The 1,071-nt window shown below is 42.1% G+C and carries 2 protein-coding genes and 1 pseudogene; all 3 read right to left on the bottom strand.

Annotated elements, in window-relative coordinates; translation table 11 throughout:
* Window positions 1–236: pseudogene (locus VB740_RS36705) on the bottom strand (hypothetical protein); the annotation flags it as partial.
* 14 nt (window positions 237–250) lie between these two features.
* Window positions 251–805, bottom strand: coding sequence for a GNAT family N-acetyltransferase (locus VB740_RS36700; protein ID WP_323204712.1), 555 nt, complete (start codon window positions 803–805; stop codon window positions 251–253).
* Window positions 806–844: 39 nt separating this feature from the next.
* On the bottom strand, window positions 845–1,071 hold a 227-nt coding region (locus VB740_RS36695; RefSeq protein WP_323204711.1), incomplete at its 5' end, for a hypothetical protein.

Genomic DNA, 1,071 nt, shown 5'->3' with positions numbered 1-1,071 from the left:
CTTGCAGTTTTTACAGCAATTTTCGTAGCTGTACCTAAATTCCAATTATTTAGCAGCAATCGCACTTCTCTATTTAGAGAAATACGCAACGTTGTAAAACGTCCCAAAAGTTCTAGATTGCCCATTAAGGAACCAAATGCTGACCCCCAATCTAATCCAGCCCCAATGTTGCCACCAACTTTATCCTCAGCTTCAACACTTTTTCTTAAAGATTCTTCATCAAATAATTGACTCATTTAGCTTTACTACCTCATACAGGAGAACGAAAAACTCCATACTCAAAATAAACTAGTTCATCGTAATCTTCATCCTCTCCGACATCAATCATGCCTTGGTTATCATAAAATTCTTCTACTCCCGGTAGTGAATGTAACCCTACTCTGCCCTCATAACCTAGCTCTAAACTGCGAGTTCTGGCAAACGCCAAGAATGCAGTCCCAACACCTTTCAATTTTGGCAGACGTTGGATATATGCCCGATTCCAGGGTGCGGTAGCGATACCGTCAATGTATACCAAGCGTTTACCCTCTTGTAGACGAGAACCGTGCATTTGGGTTTCAATCAGTAGCAAACCTTGAGTTTCGTCTTCATATTCAATCGCGTAGCCTTCGCGGTTTGCTTGTCTGTTAATGATAAACTCCAGTTTAAATTCCCAGTCCCAAAATTTGTCTGATTGCCCGTGCAATTGTAATTGTTCTTTCCACTTGTTGGCATAATCATCGACGTGCTTTTGCAATAGCTCCACTAAATCTGCTTCCACAATCGTGTTATCTTGACCGCAAATTAGTTCTACTTTTGTTCGCATAGCACCAAAATTACCCATGAACCAATTTTATCAATCCGATCAATCAGCATTATGCTCTGTTTCTTGCAACCAACTTAAAATAGTCAGCGCCAACTCCCAGGATTCGCGCCGCTCCCAATTAGGTAAGTGATTCAGTACTCGTGCAAGGAATATTGCTGGGTTTTCCAATTCTCCGCCACGAGCCGCAACACCATCCCTAACGAGCGCCCCCAAAGTGGCAGCTTGATTCCCTTTATAGTCAGGCTGTCTCTTAATTTCATCAACAA

The organism is Nostoc sp. UHCC 0251, from assembly GCF_034932245.1.
GTDB lineage: Bacteria > Cyanobacteriota > Cyanobacteriia > Cyanobacteriales > Nostocaceae > Nostoc.
The sequence above is the reverse complement of the archived record's forward strand: the minus strand, read 5'-3'. Positions and strand labels throughout refer to the sequence as shown.

What these genes read in the sequence shown, in the direction of transcription:
- VB740_RS36700 (WP_323204712.1), bottom strand. Translation starts at nt 805, where the DNA reads ATGCGAACAAAAGTAGAACTAATTTGCGGTCAAGATAACACGATTGTG.